At 50.5% G+C, this 19,905-nt stretch carries 22 protein-coding genes; 10 read left to right on the top strand and 12 right to left on the bottom strand.

The window, feature by feature from the left end; genetic code table 11:
- Positions 1–95: 95 nt before the first annotated feature.
- Positions 96–341, bottom strand: a complete 246-nt coding sequence (locus BLQ88_RS21480; protein WP_090154292.1) for a hypothetical protein — start codon at positions 339–341, stop codon at positions 96–98.
- Positions 342–486: 145 nt separating this feature from the next.
- On the opposite strand from BLQ88_RS21480, the gene BLQ88_RS21475 reads away from it, so the two are divergent.
- Positions 487–1,062: a porin family protein gene (locus BLQ88_RS21475; RefSeq protein WP_090154290.1), complete on the top strand. Its 576-nt coding sequence runs from the start codon at positions 487–489 to the stop codon at positions 1,060–1,062.
- 66 nt (positions 1,063–1,128) lie between these two features.
- On the opposite strand, the gene BLQ88_RS21470 is transcribed toward BLQ88_RS21475, so the two are convergent.
- Together BLQ88_RS21470 and BLQ88_RS21465 are read right to left on the bottom strand one after the other, a co-directional pair.
- Complete coding sequence (locus tag BLQ88_RS21470; protein WP_090154288.1) at positions 1,129–1,845, bottom strand: LytR/AlgR family response regulator transcription factor; 717 nt, start codon at positions 1,843–1,845, stop codon at positions 1,129–1,131.
- Position 1,846: 1 nt separating this feature from the next.
- Positions 1,847–2,887, bottom strand: coding sequence for a sensor histidine kinase (locus BLQ88_RS21465; RefSeq protein WP_090154286.1), 1,041 nt, complete (start codon positions 2,885–2,887; stop codon positions 1,847–1,849).
- Between the two features lie 239 nt (positions 2,888–3,126).
- On the opposite strand from BLQ88_RS21465, the gene BLQ88_RS21460 reads away from it, so the two are divergent.
- The gene (locus tag BLQ88_RS21460) at positions 3,127–5,565 is read left to right on the top strand and encodes a TonB-dependent receptor (protein WP_176885053.1); all 2,439 of its coding nucleotides are present in this window, start codon (positions 3,127–3,129) and stop codon (positions 5,563–5,565) included.
- A gap of 11 nt (positions 5,566–5,576) precedes the next feature.
- Here the strand turns inward: BLQ88_RS21460 and BLQ88_RS21455 are convergent, their stop codons facing one another.
- The 3 genes from BLQ88_RS21455 to BLQ88_RS21445 all read right to left on the bottom strand — a co-directional run bounded on the left by BLQ88_RS21455 (position 5,577) and on the right by BLQ88_RS21445 (position 7,411).
- Entirely contained in the window at positions 5,577–6,071 is a 495-nt protein-coding gene (locus BLQ88_RS21455; protein ID WP_090154330.1) for an anthrone oxygenase family protein, read from the bottom strand.
- A gap of 84 nt (positions 6,072–6,155) precedes the next feature.
- A complete protein-coding gene (locus tag BLQ88_RS21450; protein WP_090154283.1) occupies positions 6,156–6,464 on the bottom strand; it encodes a hypothetical protein in 309 nt (102 codons plus the stop codon).
- Between the two features lie 140 nt (positions 6,465–6,604).
- Positions 6,605–7,411 carry a LuxR C-terminal-related transcriptional regulator gene (locus BLQ88_RS21445; RefSeq protein WP_090154281.1) on the bottom strand — a complete coding sequence of 269 codons (807 nt, stop codon included), beginning with the start codon at positions 7,409–7,411 and terminating at the stop codon, positions 6,605–6,607.
- A 97-nt stretch (positions 7,412–7,508) separates the two neighbouring features.
- Here BLQ88_RS21445 and BLQ88_RS21440 point away from each other — a divergent pair, with 97 nt between their 5' ends.
- The 4 genes from BLQ88_RS21440 (at position 7,509) to BLQ88_RS21425 (ending at position 10,397) form a co-directional block, all read left to right on the top strand.
- The gene (locus BLQ88_RS21440) at positions 7,509–8,132 is read left to right on the top strand and encodes an SDR family NAD(P)-dependent oxidoreductase (protein ID WP_090154279.1); all 624 of its coding nucleotides are present in this window, start codon (positions 7,509–7,511) and stop codon (positions 8,130–8,132) included.
- Between the two features lie 77 nt (positions 8,133–8,209).
- A complete protein-coding gene (locus tag BLQ88_RS21435; RefSeq protein WP_090154277.1) occupies positions 8,210–8,680 on the top strand; it encodes a GNAT family N-acetyltransferase in 471 nt (156 codons plus the stop codon).
- Between the two features lie 131 nt (positions 8,681–8,811).
- Positions 8,812–9,195, top strand: coding sequence for a hypothetical protein (locus BLQ88_RS21430; protein ID WP_090154275.1), 384 nt, complete (start codon positions 8,812–8,814; stop codon positions 9,193–9,195).
- A 128-nt stretch (positions 9,196–9,323) separates the two neighbouring features.
- On the top strand, positions 9,324–10,397 hold the full coding sequence (locus tag BLQ88_RS21425; protein WP_090154273.1) for a winged helix DNA-binding domain-containing protein: 1,074 nt from the start codon (positions 9,324–9,326) through the stop codon (positions 10,395–10,397).
- A gap of 9 nt (positions 10,398–10,406) precedes the next feature.
- Here the strand turns inward: BLQ88_RS21425 and BLQ88_RS21420 are convergent, their stop codons facing one another.
- On the bottom strand, positions 10,407–10,820 hold the full coding sequence (locus BLQ88_RS21420; protein ID WP_090154271.1) for a GNAT family N-acetyltransferase: 414 nt from the start codon (positions 10,818–10,820) through the stop codon (positions 10,407–10,409).
- A 77-nt stretch (positions 10,821–10,897) separates the two neighbouring features.
- Here BLQ88_RS21420 and BLQ88_RS21415 point away from each other — a divergent pair, with 77 nt between their 5' ends.
- Both BLQ88_RS21415 and BLQ88_RS21410 read left to right on the top strand, forming a co-directional pair.
- Positions 10,898–12,529: an ankyrin repeat domain-containing protein gene (locus BLQ88_RS21415; RefSeq protein ID WP_090154269.1), complete on the top strand. Its 1,632-nt coding sequence runs from the start codon at positions 10,898–10,900 to the stop codon at positions 12,527–12,529.
- A gap of 72 nt (positions 12,530–12,601) precedes the next feature.
- A complete protein-coding gene (locus BLQ88_RS21410) occupies positions 12,602–13,438 on the top strand; it encodes a GNAT family N-acetyltransferase (RefSeq protein WP_090154267.1) in 837 nt (278 codons plus the stop codon).
- On the opposite strand, the gene BLQ88_RS21405 is transcribed toward BLQ88_RS21410, so the two are convergent.
- The 3 genes from BLQ88_RS21405 to BLQ88_RS21395 all read right to left on the bottom strand — a co-directional run bounded on the left by BLQ88_RS21405 (position 13,420) and on the right by BLQ88_RS21395 (position 17,033).
- Positions 13,420–15,252, bottom strand: a complete 1,833-nt coding sequence (locus BLQ88_RS21405) for a gamma-glutamyltransferase family protein (RefSeq protein ID WP_090154265.1) — start codon at positions 15,250–15,252, stop codon at positions 13,420–13,422. The genes BLQ88_RS21410 and BLQ88_RS21405 overlap by 19 nt on opposite strands.
- Positions 15,253–15,457: 205 nt before the next feature.
- A complete protein-coding gene (locus BLQ88_RS21400) occupies positions 15,458–16,105 on the bottom strand; it encodes a 2'-5' RNA ligase family protein (RefSeq protein ID WP_090154263.1) in 648 nt (215 codons plus the stop codon).
- Positions 16,106–16,187: 82 nt separating this feature from the next.
- Positions 16,188–17,033 (bottom strand): helix-turn-helix domain-containing protein, encoded by an 846-nt coding sequence (locus tag BLQ88_RS21395; protein WP_090154262.1) that lies wholly within the window; start codon positions 17,031–17,033, stop codon positions 16,188–16,190.
- Between the two features lie 155 nt (positions 17,034–17,188).
- Between BLQ88_RS21395 and BLQ88_RS21390 the strand changes: the two genes are divergently transcribed.
- Positions 17,189–18,160, top strand: a complete 972-nt coding sequence (locus BLQ88_RS21390) for a phytanoyl-CoA dioxygenase family protein (protein WP_090154260.1) — start codon at positions 17,189–17,191, stop codon at positions 18,158–18,160.
- A gap of 49 nt (positions 18,161–18,209) precedes the next feature.
- Here the strand turns inward: BLQ88_RS21390 and BLQ88_RS21385 are convergent, their stop codons facing one another.
- Together BLQ88_RS21385 and BLQ88_RS37585 are read right to left on the bottom strand one after the other, a co-directional pair.
- Positions 18,210–18,590, bottom strand: coding sequence for a helix-turn-helix domain-containing protein (locus BLQ88_RS21385; RefSeq protein ID WP_090154258.1), 381 nt, complete (start codon positions 18,588–18,590; stop codon positions 18,210–18,212).
- 3 nt (positions 18,591–18,593) lie between these two features.
- Positions 18,594–18,776, bottom strand: coding sequence for a type II toxin-antitoxin system HigB family toxin (locus BLQ88_RS37585; protein WP_374754767.1), 183 nt, complete (start codon positions 18,774–18,776; stop codon positions 18,594–18,596).
- Positions 18,777–19,187: 411 nt separating this feature from the next.
- Here BLQ88_RS37585 and BLQ88_RS21375 point away from each other — a divergent pair, with 411 nt between their 5' ends.
- Positions 19,188–19,820 carry an START domain-containing protein gene (locus BLQ88_RS21375; RefSeq protein WP_229212792.1) on the top strand — a complete coding sequence of 211 codons (633 nt, stop codon included), beginning with the start codon at positions 19,188–19,190 and terminating at the stop codon, positions 19,818–19,820.
- The last annotated feature ends 85 nt before the right edge of the window (positions 19,821–19,905 follow it).

Genomic DNA, 19,905 nt, shown 5'->3' with positions numbered 1-19,905 from the left:
ATTTTCTGGTGAAAAATTGCAAGTTGTTCATAATGAATGTGGAAGTTAACCAGGAAGCGTGTACGGGTGGAGGCATAGACGGTAACTGTTAGCGGTTAGGATACCGGTTGAAAGCCCCAGGTGTCGGAATCGCACATGATGCGGACGTGAAAAGCGTATTCATCGCTGGAAATTTCGGTTACCGAAGTTATCCGGATGTCGGTGAAGCCGGGGTGGTTTCGTTCGGCGTTGGCGATGGCGCGGGTTTCGTCGGGTGCGGTTGACTGTTCGTAGAAGATCGTGCATTCGTATTCGCGCCCGTCGGGGCCCTTGGCGGTGAATTTGAAATGGAGGTATTGCATGGTTTGCGAGCGTGATATGCCGGAAAATATGGGAAGATTGTATGAAATACAGGGATAAGTGATTTTTCGGTGCATATGGGTTTTGGTACGGTTTTTGCCGTGTCACTGTCAATCCACATTTTAAACCACTTCAAATTTAAAAACCATGAGAAAAATCTCTTTGCTCGTTCTTCTGTCGGTGTTCAGCAGTGCGGCGTTTGCGCAATCGTTTTCTATCGGGCCGAAAGCGGGGATCAACATCAGCAACTATACCGGAAGCGATATCGAGTCGGATGCCCGCGTGGGGTACCATTTAGGCGGGATTCTGAACTTCGGAATCGGGCAGGTGTTTTCGATCCAGCCGGAAGTTTTGTTCTCCACGCAAGGCGCCAAGATTAAGGGAACCACGAAGCAGGAGTTCAAAACGACTTACGTTTCGGTACCGGTTTTATTGAAGTTCAGGGCCAAAGGCGGCTTCTATTTTGAATTCGGTCCGCAAGCTTCGTTTAAAACAGGTGAAGATATTCCCGACCAAACAATCGATCATTTTGCCAAAAATCTTGACCTGGCAGGCGCTGTCGGCCTTGGTTATCAGGCCAATTTCGGCCTCGGCATCGGGGCGCGCTACATTGCCGGTTTTTCCAAAGTAGGGGATTTCGACCAGAGTGCAGCCATGAACCCCGATTTCAAAAACAGCGTGATTCAGTTCAGCTTGTTCTTCGCGATTCCGGCTCACAAGTAGCTCATTAAGAGAAATATAAATGCAATCGGGAGGCAGGAGAAATCCTGCCTTTTTCTTTTGATAATGCTAGGACGAAAGCCCGATCTGCCTCAGAAACTGTTCCCGGTAGTTGCTGCCGATCGGTATTTCCGTGTTTTGAATAAACACCCGATTACCTTCGATGTGGTCAATCTTGGATTTATTGATGATAAACGACCGGTGTATGCGCAGGAACCTGGATTTCGGAACGAGTTCTTCAAATCCTGAAAAGGTCATTGTGGGTAGCAATGTGTGCTGCGTAGTCCGTACTTTGGTATAATTACCGTTTGCTTCCGCATACAAGAGCTCGTCGTGCAGGACTTTGTAAATCTTCCCGTCGGCTTTCAGGAACAGAAAATCATCTTCTTTTGATTCTCCGGCATCGACTAATGCATTACCGGCGGGTTGCAGTTTTTCCATGGCCTTATCCACGGCCACAATAAACCTTTCGAGAGAGAATGGTTTGAGCAGGTAATCGCAGGCTGCGAGGTCGAATGCGTCGACGGCGTATTCCTTGTAGGCGGTCGTAAATATGATCTGCGGCGGCGTTTTGAGGGTTTTGAGAAAAGAAATGCCGTCCATTACAGGCATATTGATATCCAGGAACACAATATCTACTTTTTGTTGCATGAGTACCGTCCGGGCTTCGAGCGCGCTCCCGCATGCGCCTGCCACGCGCAGGTAAGGCAGGTGTGCGCAATACGTGCGTATGATGTCCCGCGCAATGGGCTCGTCGTCGACGATCAGGCAATCGATTTGCGTCATATTATCGGAGATTCAGGCGTAGGTTCACGGTATAATGGTTCTCTTCGTTTTCAATTGTCAGGTCGTGCTGGTTGGGGTACAGCAGTTGCAGCCGTTTTTTTACATTGGCCAGGCCGAAACCGCTATGTTTTTCAACCGTTTGCTCATTGGTAGCAGTGCGGTTGTGTGAGTTTTTGAGGTAAAAAAGAATAGAATTTCCCCAGACTTTCACCCGTATTTCTATGAATACCGTTGGTTCGGAAGTGTTTTTGGAATGTTTGAACGCATTCTCGATAAACACAATGAGCAGCATCGGCGCAATGCGGATGTCTTTGCTTGCGAGGTTTTCTATGTCGGTTTTCAGTTCGAGCCGGTCGCCGATCCGAAGCTGTTCGAAGTCGATATAGTTGTGAATATAGGCCAGTTCGTCTTTCAGCGGAACATAAGTTTCGTTGGCTTCGTACACCGAATACCGCAGCAAATCAGAAAGTTTCAGGATCAGCGCCGGAATTTTTTCATGCTGGGTGATCGAAAGGCCATACATATTATTTAACGTATTGAACAGAAAATGCGGGCTCAGCTGGGATTGCAGTAAATGCAACTCGCTCTGGCTTTGTGCGGCCTGCGTTTTGGCTGCTTCCAGTTCCTTTCGCGTGCTCATTCTGAATAGTTTAACCAGCGCGCCCATACAAAGCCCAATCGTGAGAAAAGGTGTCCAGTACAACAGCAGGTTCAGTCCCCTGAAATCGTCCAGTTCAAAATCGGCATGGATAAATAGCCACACAAAACAGACCGCAATGGTGATCGCCAGCCCGTTCAATACGTCTTTGGGGATTTCCCGTTGCCGCGCCGACCATATCGTCGCCAAATGCCGGCCTGTGAAAATACACCCGAAAAGCACAAGCGTCGCGGCAACGGCGACGGCCTCGTCGTGAGCCGTGCCTATCATGTTCAGATAGGCGTCGATCCCGAAAAAGACGGGTACGCAGGCGGCCGCGGTGAGCACCACGTAAATGCCGGTTTGGGTCGCTTCTTTATTACTAATATCGAAAATACTGCTCATGGATCCATTCGGTTAATGCCCTGACGGCGCTTGCAAATATGGCCTGCTAAGGTCTGGAATACGATTTTGCGCGTCATAAAGTCCCGATTTCATGACGGAAAGTCGCTGGGGCGGGTCGAATTGGTTCGTCAGGCTTAAACCGCTTTCCGTCACGGTTCCGGGAAGTTACAACACATTTTTTTCATGGGGTTATGCGGTCGGGCAATATTTGCCTCATCATCCGATCTTATAAAACAGCCATGAAAACGCTTTTCACAATCCTGACATTCTGCCTGATTAATTTAAATGCACTCGCCCAGACGGGCAACACCCTTTCCGGAACAGTGAAGGGCTCCGGGAATGAGAATGTACCGGGCGCCACAGTCCGCCTGCTCAATGCAACCGACTCTACGCTCATTACCGGTGAAGTGACCGACATCAACGGAAACTTCCGTTTCACCAATCTTCAAAATAATGTTTATGTGCTGGCGATCAGTGCTATGGGTCAGAAAGACTTCAAAAGTACGGCCCTAACGATCGATTCGGCGCATTCCAGCATTGCACTACCCGCCATCATCATGCTCCCTGCGAAAAGTATCGAGCTCGGTGAGGTAGTTGTAAAGGCTAAAAAGCCGCTGATCGAGCAGGAAATGGACCGGACGATCGTGAACGTCGGTTCGATGATCGGTAGTGCGACCAGTAACACTTTCGAAGTACTGGGAAAAACGCCGGGTGTGAGCGTGAATGCCGACGGGGAAATCAGTTTGAACGGGAGGGCAGGGGTAATGGTGCTTATTGACGGGCGCAGTACCTATATGTCGGGCGCGGACCTGGCCGCATACCTGAAATCGCTGCCCGGCGGTGTGCTCGATAAGATAGAGTTGATGGACAACCCGCCGGCGCGGTACGATGCGGCCGGTAATGCGGTGATCGATATTCGCCTGAAAAAGACACGCACAGGCGGGCTCACGGGCCGCATTGCGCTCGGCGGGAGCCAGGGCAGGTATGCGCGAAGCAATGATGCGCTGAACCTGAACTATAATCATCGGAAATTGAACGTGTTCGCCAATTTGGGTTACAGCTACGAGAAGAATTACAGCGACGACGATTTTAGCCGCAGATATTACAATGAGGCTGGTGCATTAAATTCAAAGGTTGAACTGAAAAATGACCAGCAAAGCGCTGCAAACGGCTATAATATCAATCTTGGAATGGACCTGACCGCTACGCCTAAAACGGTTTTTGGCACAATCATTAACCTGAACGGTTCTTCGCGAAAGGGCGATTTTAGCTACGAAAGCGTGCAGCGGAATGCGCTGAATGCGCTGATCGGCAGCGGAAACGGCAGTACGGTTTCAAACGATACCCGCAACAACACCAGCATCAACGCGAATATGCTGCACAAATTCAACTATAAAGGTCGCGAACTGGCTGTCGACGCAAACTTTCTGAATTATCAGACCCGCGGACGACAAGACCTCGAAAACCGTTTGTTCAACGAAGACGAGAATATGGTAAGCCGGGAGCTGTTCCGCTATCGTACCCCTTCGGACATCAATATCTACACATTGAAAGCCGATTATGTACATCCGTTGAAGAATAAAGCGCGACTGGAAGGCGGTTTTAAGTCGAGTTATGTGGATAATGATTTTGTTTTTAACCATTACAATACCAATGAGGGCCAAATGGTAATCGATAACCGCCGGTCAAACCACTTTCAATACCGGGAAAACATTAATGCAGCTTATGTAAGCGGTGAGAAACGATGGAAACGTTTTGGAATGCAACTCGGACTTCGTTTGGAAAACACCATTGCCAAGGGCAATCAATTGGGTAACGATTCGGTTTTGGCGATGCGTTTTACCCAAAACTACGCAAAACTTTTCCCGAGTATTTTCCTCAATTATAAAGTGAACGACAAGAATGCATTTGTGCTGATGGCAGTCAGAAGGATCAATCGTCCTAATTATCAGATGCTTAATCCCTTTGTTTTTTACAAAGACCAATACACCTACACCGCCGGGAACCCGCATCTGATACCGCAATATCAGGACCGTGTGGAATTGAAATACCAGCATAAAAGCTTCCTGAACATGGGCCTGAGCTATAATCGCTTTACCAATGTGTACTTTAACACTATCCAGGCGAAGGGCGATACTTTCATCAGCCGCCCGGATAATATCGCTCAGGGTTACATGGTGTTACTGAATACGAGCGTATCGGGGCAAGTAACGGCCTGGTGGTACAACAGCACCACGTTGCGGCTGTCACGGATTGCAATGAAAGGCCCTTTGTACAATGAACCGTTGAATTACGGGACCAATGTGGCGCGTCTGGAACTCAATAACTTTTTCAACCTCGGTAACGGCTGGAATGCAGAGCTGGGTGGCTACTATGCGAGCCGCGACATCAATGCCCAGGCCCAGATTTCCGGCATGTTCCGCGTGAATGGTGGTATTCAGAAAAAGATTATGAAAGGAAAAGGTACCGTCGCAATGAATTTCGAAGACCTCTTCCACTCATGGGTTTACCATAACCGGTCGTTCAGCATCCGCCAATCGGATTACTACCAGATCAACAGAACCGACACACAGCGCATTAGTATCGCATTAAACTACAAATTCGGCAAAGAAACCTTCCTTCGTAAACGTCGCCACAATAACAATGCTTCCGACGACGAAAAGGGTCGGGTAGAGTGATCAATCGGATGTCAATGTTTATCAATCGGCGTCAGGCAGGCGAGTATCACCAGCATGAAAGACAATACCGAAGCATACGTGCGGATCGCATGCAGCCTGTTCCAGGGAATTTCAAACCGCAACCGGTGCGCAGCCAGCTCCTGTGCGGACGCTCCCGAGAAGTCGGCCTTAGCCAAAGCCTCATTCAAAGGCACGTTCCCAAACGCCGTCACGCCGAATGTCCCGATCGCATACACGAGCGTGGCCGCGAGCAGCCAATAGAACCTGCTTCCCGTTCCGAAATGCTGATACGTGCTCAGCGGCAGGAGCAAGAGCGTGCCCATGAAGCTGAAAAAGAACACCGGGTTCAGTATCACGCGGTTAATGGACTGCATGGCAGCCAGATAGTTAGCGTCGGAAAGCGCACCCAGGCCGGGATTTACCGAGCAGGAATAGCTGTAAAACAATCCGGCAATGAGGCCGCTGGCCAGGGTCGTTACAAGCAGGAAAAGGTTGATCGTCGTCATAGTCTTTTTTCTTTTAAAGGTCGTACGGCCCATGCGAGAAAAATAGAACAAAAGCGACAGCCTGCTGGTAACGCCCGCTGCACGCTAATCACGGCCGAACCGCATTACCCACATCCAGTTCATCGGCCAGTGCGAATTGATGCCGTCGTGGCTCAGTAATATGTTGTTTACCAGTTCGTAACCGATTAGCGATCCTCCCTTTCGGGTGATGTCCTGCTTGGCATGGTTGTACAATTGTACCCACGTTTCTGGCGAGATCAGGTCCTGTGATGCGTTTTTGACGCGTTGCCAGTTGGAACTTCCGGCATGGTCGCCGTAGCGTTCGATCAGGTAATGCTTAAAACTTTCGTCGTTCAGCGTGATCACGGTCTGTTTTTCATTTTCAGCTTTCATAACTGTTCAAGTTAAGCTTGCGGATAAATTGAAAGATGTAACCGCTCCTGCTATTAAAATCATACCAATTTCTTTTACGTTCTTGTCGAATTATCTCACAAACTGGACAACAGTTATCAATAGGCTGATTTTATTTACTTTCAGGCAATCAAACCGATCGTTTTTGCGCTTTTTAACGCCTCAATCGAGTTGTCGGCTTGTAGCTTTTCGAGTATCCGTTGCCTGTGAGTGTTGACAGTATGGACACTGATATCCAGCAATGCGGAAATTTCTTTACTCAATTTGCCCGTGCCAATCATCGTAAGGATCTCTTTTTCGCGGCTGGTGAGTTTAATGCCTCCCGTTATTACATTGTTTTCCAGTTTGATGAGCTCGCCAGTGTGGAAATTGATCGCCTGCGCCCGCACCTCGGTAAGCGACTGATTTGGCGAAATTTCGATCACGGCCAATGAAAGCCATATATTCCCCGCCGCGTCGAGTTCCAGGACCTGGTGTTGCTCCGTGACGCGGATAATGCTTTGTGCATCGGGGATAATCCGGTATTCTGTCACCAGTTTGAACTGTTTGCGCGTGTGGGGCGGCTGCGTCATCAGGTATTTCATTGCTTCATAGCCATTGCGGGCCAGGGGCTCCCGGTCGTCGGGATGGATCTTCTCGTCGAAAACCTCATTTGGAATGCACGAATCCATCGTGCCGAAATCATAGCCGTATAGCTTGTAGAAATTGCTTGAAACGTAAACGTGCGTCTGTTTTTGCAAATCGTAAACGGTCACGCCACTGCTGCTGAGCTGAGCCATGGCGCGGATAAGCGCCAGCTGTTTATCGAGTCGGTCGGGCTCAAAACCATCGAAATCGTAGTATCTGTTGAGCAATTGCAGGTAGTCGGGTGCAATCCGCGCCGACTTTCCTGGTGTGTTTTGTAATGATAAATCAGTATTTCCTCGCATCGGCTTCCGGATTTTCTTTGCAGGTATGTAGCAAGGACAACTTAGGGCACATTTCACCTAAGTAACTCGCCATTATTTTGCTAAAATCATCTAAGCCATGAATTTTTCAGTAATCCGCGGAGCAGATACCCCGTGGGGAAAAGTTTTCACCAAAACATTGGCCGCAAGTCACCGCCATTTGATCCTGATCGGAGCGAAGGAAGCCGCATTGGAAGCGCTGGTGCGCGAAATCGTGCAAAAACACCGGGTATTGGTGCATTACCTCGTCGCCGACGATGCCGATACCGGCAGCATTATCGCAGCCTGTGAAAAGATCAACGATCGGTTTGAAGTGGATCTTCTGGTCAACTATGCCGAAACCGGCTTTCAGCAACGGCTGGAAGATTACGACGTGAGAACGCTCGACAGAAAGCTCAAAACCAACCACGCCAGCGGCATCCTTTACTTGCATCAATTGCTTCCCAACCTGCTCCTGCACGCGCACGCAAGCGTGATCGATCTCTGGCATTCTCCAAACCCGGTACCAGTCTGGGAGCAGGCGCTGCTCACATTCAATATGCGTTTTGCAGAGCACCTCAACTCCGAGTTGAACGACGCCGGCCTGGTGATCGAGAGCTTTGCATTGCCTGCCTTCGCAGGCGGGGAATCGGTCGAAAGGGCAGAAGAAATGTTGGGAAATGCAATCCCGGGCTTTACAAAAAGTGGGATTATGGCGAGGTAATGTCATTTAATTGAGGTAAAAATCCGTGTGCCTGCGACCGAAATGGTAGATTTGCGAATCACCACATCAACATCGCTATGGAAAACATACAGGTCAGGCAGGCGCGGCTCGACGAGCTTCCTACACTTCTTCAATTTGAACAAAACCTGATCGCGGCCGAACGCCCGCTCGACGATACCCTCGTCAGCGAAACATTTAACTACTACGATCTCGAAAAAATGATCCACAGCGATGAAGCCGAGGTGCTCGTGGCCACGCTTGGCGATCGGCTGATCGCCAGCGGGCACGCTCGGATCCTCGAAGGAAAGCATTATAACAGTTTTGCCCGTTACGCATTCCTGGGTTTCATGTACACCGAGCCCGACATGCGCGGCCGAGGGATCAATAAGCTGATTATTGATGCATTAGTAGCATGGGCGGGCAAAAAAGGCCTGGACGAAGTCCGTTTACAAGTCTATTCCGACAACACACCGGCCGTGGCAGCCTACGAAAAAGTAGGTTTCAAGAAAATGCTGACGGAAATGCGACTGTCTACTGACCATCCTTGACGATACCTGACTACACCTGACTATTTTTGAAGTTGTCATGAAATGATAAGTGGTTGGCGCGTGCGGGTAATCCGTAGGCGGGGAGGCGGCAATACCTTTGTTGCATCCAAAAACAACCAAACAATCGACATATGAAAACGCTCAAAAATGTAATGCTTATCAACGCAATCAGTTCAGGTGCAACGGGTTTAGGACTGGCCATTTTTCCCAAAGCCATCGCTGGTCTTTTCGAAACTACGGCTACGATGCCTTTTATTGAAGTCGGGATTTTCCTGGTCGCATTTGCTGCGCTGGTCTTTTCGGTGAGCCGCGGCAATCCCATGAATGCCCGGGCTGTGAGGCTGGTCATCGTCCTGGATACGCTTTGGGTTATCGGCAGTGCGGCCATTGTGCTGTTCCAGCCCTTCCCGATTTCGGTGATCGGTTATGTAGGCATCGGCGCGGTGGCGCTTTGGGTTGCGGCAATGGCCTATTTGCAATCTGCCGGTCTTCGACAAATGTCCGTTTCAAAGTAAATATAAATGCGGGTAAATTCCGGGTTTACATCATCCCTGTCGCCATTCGGCGGCGGGGTTTTCTTTTTTGTGTAGAAATCCCCATTTTAGGCGGCTCAAACACTTAGCCTGAAATCCATTATCCAGCCATGAATTTAGCCGACATTGCCGCATTACGCCTTGCCAATCAACAGATTTTGAATACCCGTTTCACCGATCCGGCCGAACTGGTCGCCTGGATGGGCGCCGTACAGTCGCAGGACTTCGCGATGGCGAAATGGGCGCTCGGGTTGAGATTGAAGAAGGCAACAGACGCGGCTGTGGAGCAGGCCGTAGACGCAGGCGGCATTATCCGGACCCACATTATGCGGCCTACCTGGCATTTTGTGGCCAAAGAAGACGCCCGCTGGATCATGGAGCTCACCGCGCCGCACGTTTACCGGCTGGCTGGCAGCATGTACCGTCAGCTGAAACTGGACGATGGCGTTTTTAAAATAACCAACGATTTGATCGGCAAACTACTGGCTGACGGCGCCGAGCTCACCCGTGAAGAAGTAATTTCGGAAGTGAACAAGGCCGGCATCGAAACCGATAATCTCCGCGCCACGCATATCATGTTCCAGGCGGAGCTCGACAAGATTATTTGCAATGGTGCGCGCCGTGGAAAGAAATTTACCTATGCATTGTTTGATAAAAAAATCCCCGCCAGTGCCGCATTGGAACGGGAGGAGGCATTGGCCGCATTGGCGAAGCGGTACTTTACGAGCCACGGGCCGGCCACTGTCCAGGACTTCGCGTGGTGGAGCGGCCTCTCGCTTACCGATTCGAAGCTTGCTTTCGAAGCTGTCCGCGGGGAATTTGAGGGGGCCAATGTCGACGGCCGCGAATACCTGTTCACGGGAGTTTCGGAAATCCCCAAAGTGCACGGAAAGGCAATGCTAATTCCCGCATTCGACGAAATCACCATTGGTTATGCCGACCGCAGCGCAGCTATGGACGACGCCGTAGCCCAAAACCCGGATTCTGGCGCCGGTATCTTTAAGCCGGTGGTCATGGTCAAAGGTAAAATTGTGGCCTCCTGGCGACGGACAGAGAAAAAGGATTCTGTTAATATCGAACTTGCCCCGCTAGCCAAAATGCCCGCCGCAGCCGGGAATTCCCTCGAAGCAGCCGGTACTGCCTATGCCCGGTTTATTGGGAAAAAGAATGTGGTATTTCAATAGAAGCTGTCGTCAGAGCATTCGCTGGATTTTATAGTATTCAATTTGTTCCTTGAAAAAGGGTTCGGAGCACTTTTCAAACTTAAAGCGTTCGTAAAAGCCAAGGGCTTCCGCGCGTGCATCGCACCACATGCGTGTATACCCCTGCGCTTGCGTGTAGGTGAGGGCGTGTTGCAATAGTTTGGAACCGAGTCCTTTGCCTTGAAATCCTGGCAGCGTCGCAAACTTCCGGAACCGAATGTCCTGGTTATCAGCAAAGAGGGAAATGACGGATACCATCGCTCCATTGAAATACAAACCGAAATGGATACCGTGTTCATCCTCAGGTACTTTTACAAAATTGCGAGGCTTGTCTGGCCAGAGTACCTCGTGTCTGATTTCCAGTGTGTCATCAGCGTTAACGTTGTGAATTTCAATTGAATCCATTTCTTTTACTTAATACAAAAAATAACTAACTACACGATCGCTTGCGCAAAAATACACCTTATCCAACCCACTTTGCCATGACCCAGCCAGACGCACTCCAAAAAGAAGAACCATTATTCTGGTCCACCGGACTGGGAACGGATGTATGGCAAATGTTCTGCGCTGCGCGCGATGGAGACTTTGAACAGGTGAAGAAGCTGTTGGTAAAAGACGTTTCGCTCGTGCGTGGCTCGTACGACTATCGTACACCGATGTCGTTTGCGGTAGCCAATGACCGGTTGAAAGTGGCAGAATATCTTTTGCAGCACGGTGCAAGCCCGGTGGATTCGGGTACGGGCGATACGCTTATTCAAATGGCGCGGGACCGCGGTTTCACCGATATGGAGGCGCTATTAGAGCGCGCATTGAACCAGCACAAAGGCTCGGAAGCCGGAAAGCAGATCGCCGCCGCGATCCGAAGCCGCGATTTCAATGCATTTAATTCATTACTAAACAGTTCTGACGAATACATCCACGCCACCGACGACGAAGGTAACCAGCCCATTCACTGGGCTACCATGTCGCGCCAGCCCGAAATGATCGACGCACTGCTCGTCCGCGGGGCCGATATCAATGCAAAACGGCCTGACGGCGCCCGGCCGATCCAGCTTACCAATGGCGATTATTCCTACCGTGGCTGGCGCGATGTACCCGAGGATTGGAAATGGAAACCCAACGATATTTACCTGCACCTCGTGAGTAAGGGCGCGTACGTGGACATTTGCATGGCTGCATTGAAAGGCGATGAGGCAAGGGTGAGAACATTGCTCGGCCTGGACCCGTCGCTCGCCAATAAGCCTTCCGAATATGTTACATATTATGCCGGCTCGGGCACGCCGTTGAAAAATGCGGCAATGGCCGGACGAATAGCGATCGTGAAATTGCTGCTCGACAATGGCGCCGATCCCAATCTGCCGGAGGAGGGTATCGCGCCGATGGGCCACGCGCTGCATTCGGCAGTGGTGTATAACCATGTTGAAATTGTAAAACTGCTCCTGGAACACGGTGCGCACCCAAACGTGCCGATAGAAAGCTCGGCGGACACACTTTCAGCGGCATTGGAACGCGGCGATAAAGCGATGATCAACCTGCTATGTTCCTACGGCGCAGCCCGGTCGATGGATCTGCTGGCATACTACGGCGATATCCAGACGGCCGCTGCGGTTTTAAAGGCAAATCCGGCGCTTGCCGACAGTGTATCCGCTTTGGAAAACGCCGCAGGGCAGGGAAACGAGGATTTCGTACGGCTAATGCTGCATTACCAGCCCGATTTGGCCAAACGCATCGCGGTAGGCGTTCAAAGTCGCGGCCCGCAGGATGCAATCAAAAGCCGCGAACTTACCGAGTTCCTGTTTCGGCGTGGTATGGACCCCAATTTCAGGAACTGGCTCGGTATTACCCCGTTACACCGGTTTGCGGAACGGGGTGATATCCACAATGCAGCATTGTTTCTCGAACATGGTGCCGACATCGACGCGATCGACGAGCAGCATTGCACAACGCCGCTTGGCTGGGCGGCCAAAGCCGGCAATGTGGAAATGGTGCAATTCCTGCTGGAAAAGGGTGCCGACCCGCATTTGCCGGCAGACAGGCCTTGGGCGCGCCCTCGCGCGTGGGCGGAGAGACGCAGGCACGAGGCGATTCTCGCATTGAACTGGCCTGAACATTGAATCGCTACTTTCTGGCGCTGTGCGATAACCCGGCGCTGGGAAGCAGTTTCGAAGCTTTAAAACAAACCCACTATGCAAACCACCGACGATAAACCCGAACCATTCTTATCCCATGCCGAACCGGTACTATCGGTTGAAGATGTATCCGAAACTGTGAAGTACTGGCATGAAGTGCTGGGGTTTCCGGGGCAATGGACATGGGGTACGCCTCCCAACCACGGGGGTGTTTCGTGGCATGGAGCATTTGTTCAGTTCTCGCGGGACAGTGAAGCGGCGGAGCGAATGCGCGGACAATGCGTGTGGATCCGGGTCAAGAATATCAAGGAACTGTATGAAATGCATCTGGAACGTAAGGCGCATATCCTGATGCCGCTGGAAAAGCAGCCGTGGGGTTTTGAAGAATATGTCGTCAAGGACCTTAACGGGAACTACGTTACTTTCGCAGCACCAGCAACTTCCGGTAGCGAAAGCAGATCGGAGCCATTGCCATCCAATGTCAAAGTCCTGGGCCGTACACTCACCGCCGTGGACTACCGCAGGCTCGCTGAATCGGTTGGCTGGTCGACCGATCAAACGGACGAAATACTGCAACAGAAACTGGATGCAGCACTTTTCGTGGCCGTAGCCGAGGATACCGACACCGGCGCGGTAATCGGCTGCGCGATGGTGTTAGGCGACGGGATCAGCTTTTTCTACATTAAAGACGTAATGGTGAGCCGTGACTGGCAGCGAAAGCAGGTCGGATCAGCCATTATGAGGGAGGTGAAGCGCTGGTTGGACGCTAATGCACCTCAGGGATCGCTGGTGGGCCTGTTTACCGGTCACGGATTGTCGCAGTTTTACCGGCAAACAGGCTTTGGCGAAGCATTCGGCATGATCCGCATCATGGATCACCAGCCAAACCCGTAATCTTCACCATGGTTGCTCGACCCTCCCCAGAAGCTGCCGTGCTGCCAATCGAAATAAATCGCGTTGATCGGACCACTGGTGCGGGGTTGGTAGCTCGGCTTGTAACCCATGCGGGTAAGTTCTTTTCGCGTCCAATCCGGCATTGACTGGTTTAAAATCAGCCCGCCCGGGTCTTTTTCATGCGCGCCGAAGCTCGCATACATCTGTAATGTCTTGAAACTCGGCGCTTCCGTCGCTTCCTGTACGGTCATTCCAAATTCTACGATGTTGAGGAAAAATTGCAGCAACAACTGATCCTGCTCATCACCCGCCTGCTTGGCGAATGACAGGAACGGTTTGCCATCCTTCATGGCAAGGCTGGGCGTAAGAGTAACCCGCGGGCGTTTGCCTGGTTCCACTACATTGAAAGGATTCTCGCGCGCATCGAGCACGAACGACTGCATGCGCTGACTCAGGCCGACGCCTGTGTTACCCGCGATACACGCAGGTACCCAACCACCGCTCGGTGTAATACTTACTACCCAGCCTTCTTCGTCAGCCGCTTCCACGGAAGTCGTTCCGGCGGTGAATTCCTCCATGAACTTTTCGTCGAGCCCGTTCGCGTTACGGTTTAGTGAAGCCTGAAAATTGCCCCAGTTCTTGATCTGTTCGGCAAAAGGATTCTTTTTGCCTTCAAAAGGGTAGGGGTCACCCGGCAGCGCTTTCGCGTCATTATGCTCCCAATTGACCTGCTTTAATCTTTGTTTGGCATATTCCTTAGAAAGCAAACCTTTCATCGGCTCTTCCGGTGCGAATGCCGGGTCGCCATAATAAAAGTCCCGATCGGCAAAAGCGAGGTTCATAACCTGGTACAGCGTGTGCACATAGCGTGAGGAATTGTAACCCATACTTTTCAAGTCGAGGTTTTCCAGCATATTAAGCGCCTGCAACATGACCGGTCCTTGCGTCCATTGCTGCATTTTATATACTTCGATGCCTTTGTAGTTCGTCATCAGCGGCTCTTCGATCTTCACTTTCCAGTTCGCCATATCCTGTTCGGTGATCAATCCGCCTTGCTCCTGGCAACCCCGCGCGATCTCTTTGGCAATGTCGCCTTTGTAAAACCGGTCATAAGCTGCGTAAATGGCCTCCTTGCGGTTTTTGCCGCTTTTCAACGCCTGCTGCTCGGTATCCACTAGTTTCTGCAATGTCGCACGCAGATCCTTCTGGACAAATATCTCTCCTGCATCCGGCGCCTCCTGTTTCTGTCCCAAATGCGGCAAAAATACCTTGGTAGAGTAGGGCCATTTCTTGATCTGATCTTTGCCCTTTTCAATGGAATTGGCCGTTTGCGCTTCGATAGGATACCCTTCCGCCATTTGCATTGCCGGAGCGAGTACGTCTTTCAGGCTCATGGTACCATATTCTGCCAGCATGGTCATCAGCCCTCCCGCTGTGCCGGGCGTCGTTGCAGCCAGCGGACCATACTCCGGCGGGTATTTCATTCCCTTATTTTTGAAAAAATCAGCCGTAGCACCCGTCGGCGCGACGCCCATAGCATTAATGGCAATTACCTTTTTCGTTTTTGGATTATAGATCAATGCCTGGGTTTCGCCGCCCCAACTCAGCACATCCCACATGGTACAGGTTGCTGCAAGCATCGCGCACGAGGCATCGATGGCATTACCGCCCTTACTGAAAATCATCGCCCCGGCCGTCGCAGCCAGCGGCTTGCCGGTAATGCCCATCCAATGCTTACCATGCAAAGGAGGTTTTTGAGTGGTAACCGGGAAATTGTTGAACGACTGCGAAAACGCACTCAGCCCGCAAAGCATCAGTCCAATCGTCGAGCGAAAAAGGTATTTTGATCTCATAAAACGTAGTTAGGAATTTAGGCAACCAGCCCCGCAGCTCTCGACAACTAGAACCGAAATGCCGCCGACTGTTAGCCGAAGATACGAAATAACCCCGTCAGCCCCGCCTTAGCAACGCTTCCTAATCATTTTGTGAGTCGGATATGCCTATACGTTCGAGGTCTTGTCAAAACAAACTCGCCTGAACGAACGCCTGATCGGGTAGGCCGAGCAGGGGCATGCGGGCGACTTCCCGGCATTTCGAGCCGCTTACCAGTGAGCGTTTTAGGAGGATCATTTCGGTGACGCGGAAGGATGACTGAAATTTTTTGTACATCCATTCTTTCGAGGCGCTGTTCACTTGCGTGGGCGTCATTCTGCGGGCGACGGTAACATGTGGGTCGGTGCAGAACCTGAATTCGCCTGACGCCCATTTGGAAAGGTGATCAAACGTCTCACTTTTAAGGTTTTTGACCAGGCCGCCAACATGCTGCGAGGAACCTTCTTCCAGGTCCACATAAAACGTGCCGCCTTCGTATTTGTTGAACCCATCCAGCTCGATGCGGAACGGGGCCATACGCCGGGCCACCTTTTCAAATCCCTGAATGACCCTTTCGAGCTTGTATTCGTGGATAATGCAGTTGAAGAGTGTCAGATGCGGGCGGAGATTGGCAGATTGTTCGCAGCCGTAAGCCTTTTGAAAGTACTGCTTGACGCTCCCGATCGCGGCTTCGGTGACCGGATCACAGGAAAAAACCAGGAGGTACTCGTAGAGATGCTCCCGGATGTTCCTGATCGTACTCAAATCGTTGTTGTTGAAGTGAATAGATTTCATGATGATGAAGTGTAATTTCACTGGTAAAGATAATGAAGATATTTTTAATACCAAACAATTGATTTTTAAAATATCATAAATTTTACAGTAAATGCCGTTTCTTGAATTCTGATGGGTTTTCGTCCACGATTTTTCTGAAAAGTTTGTTGAAGTAGGACAGGCTTTCAAACCCCACAGCGAAGCATGTCTCTGAAACTGAGCGGTCTTGGAGCAGCAGATTTTTAGCCTGGTTGATGCGGTACTGGTTGACAAAATCGGTGAAAGTCATGCGTGCATTGGCTTTAAAAAACCGGCAGAATGCGGGTGTAGTCAGGTTTGCAGCGGCTGCAACGGCATTCACATCAGGTGTCCGGTCGAAATGGGTTTCCACATAGGTGTAAACTTGCTGCATGCGCAACTGCTCTTTCTGGAACGGTTTGCTGCCGACAGGCTTGGGATTCAGCACGGTAGCGTCGGCCGACTCGGCCATGGTTTTTAAAATGCCGAGAAGCATCAGCAGTTGCTCGAACGGCGCCAGTAGCGGCATTTGTTTGAGTTTTTCTCCGACAATGCGCTTGGTTTCGCCGGTGAACGATAAACCGTGATGAGACATTTCGAACAGTTTTCGGATGCTTTGCAGCTCGGGCGCAAGCAAAAATTCCTTGCCCAGAAAATCCTCCCGCATTTGCACGATTACCTGCTCGCATTGTGTGCGCACGCCATAGTCGAAATTGAGGTGGGGAATATTGGGGCCGATAAAAACCAGGTCACTGCCCTCGTATATGGACGTGTGCGCACCCACATGACGCGTACCACCCGACCCCTCCACAAACACGATCTCGTATTCAGGATGAAAATGCCATAGAAAAGTATCGTTCAGGCCCGGCGTTAGCAGGATTTTAAAAGAACTGCCCTCATTGGGATGAATGTCTTCACGGATAATTTTCATCTTTCAAGCCTTTAATTGTCCCTCATTAGCCGTAGTAGTATTCCTGAGGCTTCCATTTGGTTAATGCAGAGCAAATATCAGTAATTGGAGCGGTAGTCGGTACAGTTATCGTGCGTTAGTTTTGTTTTATTCAATCATGAAAAAATATTATTGATATGGAAGCGAAAACAATGGCAACTATGGCACCGGCCAATGCACATACCGACATTCCTGGAAACCCTTCAACGGCGAAGTCGAGCAAGGTGAAGCTGAATGACAGAACCAACGGCCGGCCGCTCAGATTGTTGAGCGAGGAGGATTGGGATTTCTGGACAACCAATGGCTATATCGTAATCAAGAATGCGGTCCCGAAAGAGCAGGTCAGTAAACTGGCGGACTTTCTTTGGGAGTTCGAGGAAAAAGATCCGAACGACCCGGAAACATGGTATGCGCCGCCGCGGGCTGAAATGCAGATGAAAGAGCTTACCAACACCGGCATGGTAGAAGTATATAACCATCAATATCTGTGGGATAACCGGCAGTACCCAAAGGTGCATGAGGCATTTTCCGACGTTTGGGGTACCGAAAAGCTTTGGGTTACGATCGATCGCGCCAATCTTAACTTGCCGCTGCGACCCGGATTTGAGTATAAGGGCTTTATCCACTGGGACTATGATCCAGAAACCAAGCCGCAAAACGTGCAGGGGGTGCTAGCCCTGGCCGATCAGGACGACGAGAATATGGGCGGATTTCAATGCGTGCCCGAACTGTTCCGTACCTACGACACCTGGAAGCTGACGCAGCCCGAAGACAGGAACCATTTCCAGCCGGATGTAACAGGTTTTGACATTGTTAAAGTGAAAATGAATGCCGGCGACCTGCTGATTTTCAATAGTTCACAACCACACGGCATACGTGCCAACCGGAGTAAGGACAAAGTCAGGCTGGCACAATACATCTCCATGATGCCCGCACAGGAAGACGACGAGGCGTTGCGGCAATGGCGGATCCGCTCCTGGCGCGAACGGGAAGCCCCGCAAGGCTACGCATTCCCCGGCGACCCGAGGAATTGGGAGCAAACACGTTATCAAACGGCCGAATTGAGTGAGCTGGGGAGAAAATTGCTTGGGTTAGATCGCTGGGAATAAGGAGGTGAAGAATGTAAAATACCTGTTCCGTCAATATATAAGCCACGATTTAGACTGATTTCAACGGATATTCCCGGATCAGCATCTCCACAGGAATGCGCAGCAGTTGGCTAAATTTACGGATCATCGACAGCGAAAGGGCCTGTTTGTAATTTAAAACCTTACTGACAGTCCCTTTATCGCCATATACCTGGGCCAGGTCGGCCGGTTTGTAACCGAAATCCTCCATTCTTATTTTGATTACTTCAACAGGGTCAACTTCGACTTCTATGTCGTGTAGAGACTCATATTGGGTGATCAAGTGAACAAGAAGCATTTTTTCTTTGTGTTCCTGTGATCCTTTTGCCGAATATTTTACCTCATCGTAGCGGCTGAGTGCTGTTTCGTACTCTTCTTCGGTTTCAATCAAATACCATTGTGCATTTTCCATTGTTCAAATTGTTTCTGCGTTAATATTATCATACTCGGAATGTGTTCCTACAAACCGTACTTCGACTGTTGAATCATTGTAATCAACTTCAACTATTAAGCGGTATTTATTCCCATTGATCTTGAACCGCGCTCTGTTGCCTTTAATTAACTTGGCTGCCGGAAAATCCAGACAGCACGTCGGCATTCCGCTTCCATTCGGCATCCCTTACAACCTGTTTCCAAACTGCAAGACTCCTGATTGCATCAGCGTGTTTGCGCATAAAGCGCTTTAATAATAATCGCCGGGTAATTCTCATAGCGCAGCTCTGTTAGTTCGAAGCTGCAACCCCCGCGTGATTATCGTTACCAAATTATGTACAAGTTGGCATATTGCCAACTTTCTCGACCAGTATTTGCAGAATACCGCCGAAATCCTTTTCAATAATATTATTTGAAGGCAGCTTCGCCACAATCCAATGAGCCACAGGCACACACGACTTTTCATCAGTTCAAACACGCATTCTGTCAGTTGAAACGTGCTTTCCGGCGTCAGGGGCGGAATGGGCTTCGGGAATGGGTGTTGAAGTGAGATTTTTGTGCCGTTATGAGGCACTTTTTGATCACTTTAACGGCTCTTTACCTGTGTGTTACGTATGCGCTTGCGCAGGCGGAATGGACACGTGTAGCTGCGCGGGACGGGATTAAGGTGTATGCCAAAACGATCCCCGATTCGAAGATCAAAGCGATGAAAGCGGAATGCACGCTGGACGCGGGCGTCGATGAAGTGGTTGCATTATTGCTGGACGTGAAGGCAGCCGAGCGATGGGTTTGCCATACCAAATCGTGCAAGCTGATCAGGAAGGTCTCCGATACCGAGCTGTTTTATCACACCGAGGTAAGTTTGCCATGGCCGTTGGATAACCGCGATTTTGTAACGCATTTGAAAATAATCAAACACGAAAACAATGGTACCGTCACGGTCGAATCACCGGCGGTACCAGGTATTTTGCCCGAGCGGAAGGGCATTGTAAGGATCAATACGTCCGTCAACCGGTGGCTCATCCGCCCGTTGCCGAATGGTAAAGCTTGGGTCGAATACACGCTGCAAGTCGACCCTGGTGGCCATATTCCTGCCCATGTCGTAAATATGTTCGCATGCCGTGCACCCATCGAGACGTTTCAAAATATGCGGAAGGTGTTGGGGGAGATGACCGCCGACCACCGACGGCCGACCGCCGATCGCAGGTGAGTCCGCACTTGAAATGAACCTTTCCATAGTCCGTCATCGGCAGTCGGCGGTCAGTGGTCGGCGGTCAGGGAGGCGCAAGCCGCCC

Source organism: Dyadobacter soli, from assembly GCF_900101885.1.
GTDB lineage: Bacteria > Bacteroidota > Bacteroidia > Cytophagales > Spirosomataceae > Dyadobacter > Dyadobacter soli.
This window is presented reverse-complemented; position numbering and strand designations above follow the sequence as displayed.